6 protein-coding genes and 1 pseudogene are annotated in these 3,542 nt (G+C 45.1%); 5 read left to right on the forward strand and 2 right to left on the reverse strand.

The genetic code is table 11. The features are described from left to right. Positions 1-597, forward strand: a 597-nt coding sequence (locus tag F7C14_RS09450) for an NAD-dependent deacylase (RefSeq protein WP_290902240.1), incomplete at its 5' end; no start/stop codon positions are given. Here F7C14_RS09450 and F7C14_RS09455 read toward each other — a convergent pair. Continuing rightward, positions 572-1,267: a DUF72 domain-containing protein gene (locus tag F7C14_RS09455; RefSeq protein ID WP_290902242.1), complete on the reverse strand. Its 696-nt coding sequence runs from the start codon at positions 1,265-1,267 to the stop codon at positions 572-574. The genes F7C14_RS09450 and F7C14_RS09455 overlap by 26 nt on opposite strands. Beyond that, positions 1,257-2,111, reverse strand: a complete 855-nt coding sequence (locus tag F7C14_RS09460) for an MBL fold metallo-hydrolase (protein WP_290902245.1) — start codon at positions 2,109-2,111, stop codon at positions 1,257-1,259. Before F7C14_RS09460 ends, F7C14_RS09455 begins: the two co-directional genes overlap by 11 nt. A gap of 52 nt (positions 2,112-2,163) precedes the next feature. On the opposite strand from F7C14_RS09460, the gene F7C14_RS09465 reads away from it, so the two are divergent. From F7C14_RS09465 to F7C14_RS09480, 4 genes and pseudogenes are all read left to right on the forward strand, one after another. Beyond that, positions 2,164-2,547 (forward strand): CBS domain-containing protein, encoded by a 384-nt coding sequence (locus tag F7C14_RS09465; RefSeq protein WP_290902247.1) that lies wholly within the window; start codon positions 2,164-2,166, stop codon positions 2,545-2,547. Positions 2,548-2,551: 4 nt separating this feature from the next. After that, a complete protein-coding gene (locus F7C14_RS09470; RefSeq protein ID WP_290902250.1) occupies positions 2,552-2,773 on the forward strand; it encodes a hypothetical protein in 222 nt (73 codons plus the stop codon). Further along, on the forward strand, positions 2,770-3,351 hold the full coding sequence (gene trmY, locus F7C14_RS09475) for a tRNA (pseudouridine(54)-N(1))-methyltransferase TrmY (protein WP_290902254.1): 582 nt from the start codon (positions 2,770-2,772) through the stop codon (positions 3,349-3,351). Before F7C14_RS09470 ends, trmY begins: the two co-directional genes overlap by 4 nt. 5 nt (positions 3,352-3,356) lie before the next feature. Next, positions 3,357-3,542 (forward strand): annotated as a pseudogene (locus tag F7C14_RS09480) (GNAT family N-acetyltransferase); the annotation flags it as partial.

A 3,542-nucleotide genomic window follows, 5' to 3' on the forward strand; every position in this document is an offset into this window, starting at 1 on the left:
AAATACAAGCCAGAGGAATTAGCTACTCCAGAAGCTTTCAGGAGGAATCCGAAGCTCGTGTGGGAGTGGTACATGTGGAGGATGGAGAAGGTCTTCAATGCTAAGCCGAACAAAGCCCACTTGGCTATAGCGAAGCTTGAGGAGAAGGGAATCGTGAAGGCTGTGATAACGCAAAACGTCGACAACCTCCATGAGAGAGCCGGATCGAAGAACATCATACACCTCCACGGAAGGATAGACGAGGCTCGGTGCGAAGTTTGCGGAAGAGTGATTAGATTTGAGGAGCCGATAAAAGAAATCCCCTTCTGCTGCACGATGATGCGACCGAACGTTGTTTGGTTCGGAGAAGCTCTGCCTGAAGACGCTCTGAGAAAGTCGATAGAGCTTGTCGAGAAATACGATGTTCTTGTTGTCGGCACTTCCGGAGTCGTTCAACCGGCAGCTTCTCTTCCAATAATAGCGAAGAAAGCTGGAAACAGAGTTGCGGAGGTTAACGTTGAAGAGTCGGCATTAACGCCAATCGCCGACATTTTCGTTAAGGGAAGAGCTTCGGAAGTGTTTGGAGAGATTCTCAGAATAATTGAGCAAACCTCTTAGCGTCTTCACACATGTAAACGTTGTTGAAGAGGACGTAAACTTCCTTATCGTAATCCCCGCAGAATTTTTTGAGCCAGAGAAGTTCTTCGTCCGTATACTTATGTTTATACATCCTCTTGTGGGAGCCGTGAAGTCTTAAGTAAACTATTCTCCCGTAAACCGGCTTCGACACGAACGGATCCACGCAGTGAACCAGATCAAGCTCCTCGCAAATTTTCCTCACGCTTTCTTCTCTCCAACCCCTCGGCTCCCAAGCAAAGATGAACTCCCTCTCCACTGAATTGAAGAACTCCCTCATGTTGTTCACGTTTTCCTCACTCTCAGCAAAAGATTTCGGAGTTTGGAAGAGAATCACGTTAGCTTTAAGGATTTTAGCCACCTTTCTCGTTATCTCCCAAGCCTCAAAAACCTCTTCGTTGGGTTTGAAAAATCCACAGTCCTTAGCTTCTACTTTGTACCTTTTAAAGGTCGGACTGCTTGGCGGATGGGTTATCTTCTGAAAAGCTTTAACAGCAAATTCAAAATCGTCGGGAGCTTTTTCCCTCCACCTTTTGGAAGTTTTCTCGCTCACCGGCTGATAGAAAGTTTTCTGAACCTCAACGAGTTTGAATTCGGAGAAATACCTATCCATTGCCATGCAAAATCCGCAACATCCTATCTTAACTCTCATAAAGCTCCTTCCTCCTTGCCTCAAGTAAATTTTCCTTCACTCCGGCAAAGTTTGCAGCTGAGAGAACCTTCACTCCAAGCTCCTCCCCCTTTTCGAAAACAACCTCCATTCTTTCCCTCCACTTCAAATCCCTCGTAAGATGATGATCGATAACAAGCTTCTTAACCCCCGTTTCCTCCATAAGCCTGACAAGGTTTCTTATTGAGCTTTCCAAACTCTTCTGGGAAAATCTGTAGTTGAGCATGTACGTCATCGGCCCATCGGCGAAAACAACATCGGGATCGAATTTAACAGCCTCTTTAAACTGCTCTTCTAAAGATAACCCTTCAACGTCGCTCGTAAACAAAAATCTCCTTTTCTCTTCCACAAGAACCTCAAGAACGTAGCCGAGCCTGTCATTCGTGCCGTGGGGAACGGGTTTGGAGAATTTTATCGAAACGTTGCCGAATTCGAATTCCCTCTCATCAGCCACGGTAATTTCCTTCGCAACATCTTTTATCTGGCTGAGGAAGAAAGCGCTTCTCCCCATCTGGCTTCTGTTAATCTTGTTTTTCGGATCCTTTATCAAGACGATTTTATCCCTGAAAACTTCCACCTCGTGGGGATTGTGGTGGTCGTAGTGGTAGTGGGTAATGATGACAATTTCAGCCCTTCCAGCGTACTTCTTTATCTTCTCCCACAGCTTCTCCTTCCTCCTTATCTCCTTTTCGTGAGGCGGCAATCCATATCTCCTTGGACCGAGAGCAACGGAGGGATCTATGATTATTCTAACATCTTTTGTGAGCACGAAGGTAGCCATGCTTCTTGCTCCGAAGGAGTCGAAAGCGAGGGGAATTATCTTCACAGCAGTATTTTAATTTGAAAAAAGTTAAAACTGTTTCGAGGAAATAAAATTCATGAAACTTGGAGAGGTTATGAAAAAAGACCTTGTTGTCGTGGACGAGAAGACCAAAGTTTCGGAAGTCTGCAAGATTATGGGCGAGAAGAGAATCGGAAGCGTTTTGGTTTCAAGAAACGGAGAAATCTACGGTATATTCACCGAAAGGGATCTTCTGTCCAAAGTTTTTCCCGACAACGGCTTGGAGAGGGAAGTAGGAAGATACGCTACAACTCCGCTCATCACAGTCTCTCCAGATTACAGCGTGAAGGAAGCTGCGAAGATAATGGCCGAGATGAAGATAAGGAGGCTCGTCGTAGTTGAGGAGGGAAAAGTGACCGGAATTTTCACGGCAAGCGATCTCGTAGAGGTTTTAGCTAAACATCCAGAGCTTATGAGGTGATGTTATGAAATGCGTTACCTGCGGAAAGGAGCTTAAAGAGGATGAGGAAGGAGTCAGCTGGAGGAGGTGCACAATTTGCAAAAAGCCGGTGTGCTTTGACGACATCCACTACATAGGCACTTGGATGAGAACGATATACAGAAACTACGTCGATGTTATTCCGGTTTGCGAAAACGAACTGCCGAAAAAGAGAATAAAAAGGCTGGTTGAAGAAAAGTTGGAATGAGAGAATTTCTAATTATAGGGAGTAAAGCTAAAACTGATAAATTCAGCCTGAACGACTTGCCGGGAGCGGGAAGAATCGACATACTTTGCAGATGTGTATCCTCAGCTTTCTTTCTCTCCCACGATATAAGGAGGGACGTGAACGTTTACTTGCTTTTACTCGGTCCTCCGGATCCTCCTAAAGTAATAAAGATAGTTGGAAGGGAAGTCAAGTACATGCCCCCAGATGAGAGGGGAATAGCTGGATTGATAAGAAAGGCTCTCGAAACAAAAGCGGATGAAAGCTGGAAGAAGAGCTCTCCGGGAATTTACGTGGCTAAAAAAGGTCTTGAGGAGCTGCTCGATGAAACCGCTTCGGACGTTTATTACCTCAGAGAGGACGGAGAAGACGTTAGGAATTTCGAAACTAAAGACGGTCTTTTCGTTCTCGGAGACCACAAAGGAGTTCCGAGAGAACTTGAAGAAATTATATTAAGCAAAGCGAAAAAAATAATTGGAATTCCGACGAAAAGCCTTATGGCTGAACACTGCATAACGATACTTCACTACGAGCTGGACAGAAAGCAACTGAATTCGTAAATGCCATGTACTCCGAATTTTTTGATAAAGCTGGAGAGATCATCCTCGTCACGAACTACGTTCAAGAGGAGAAGAAGAACCTCGTAAGGTTTTACGAGAGATTCGATCAAAAAAGGAGATGCTGCGGTCTTCCGCCGGTGAGCAGAGAGTCCATAGAGAAATGGCTTGAGGATTTGAGCAAAAACGGATAC

It is taken from the genome of Ferroglobus sp. (assembly GCF_015521575.1).
GTDB lineage: Archaea > Halobacteriota > Archaeoglobi > Archaeoglobales > Archaeoglobaceae > Ferroglobus.

What these genes read in the sequence shown, in the direction of transcription:
- trmY (WP_290902254.1), top strand. Translation starts at nt 2,770, where the DNA reads ATGAGAGAATTTCTAATTATAGGGAGTAAAGCTAAAACTGATAAATTC.
- F7C14_RS09455 (WP_290902242.1), bottom strand. Translation starts at nt 1,267, where the DNA reads ATGAGAGTTAAGATAGGATGTTGCGGATTTTGCATGGCAATGGATAGG.
- F7C14_RS09470 (WP_290902250.1), top strand. Translation starts at nt 2,552, where the DNA reads ATGAAATGCGTTACCTGCGGAAAGGAGCTTAAAGAGGATGAGGAAGGA.
- F7C14_RS09465 (WP_290902247.1), top strand. Translation starts at nt 2,164, where the DNA reads ATGAAACTTGGAGAGGTTATGAAAAAAGACCTTGTTGTCGTGGACGAG.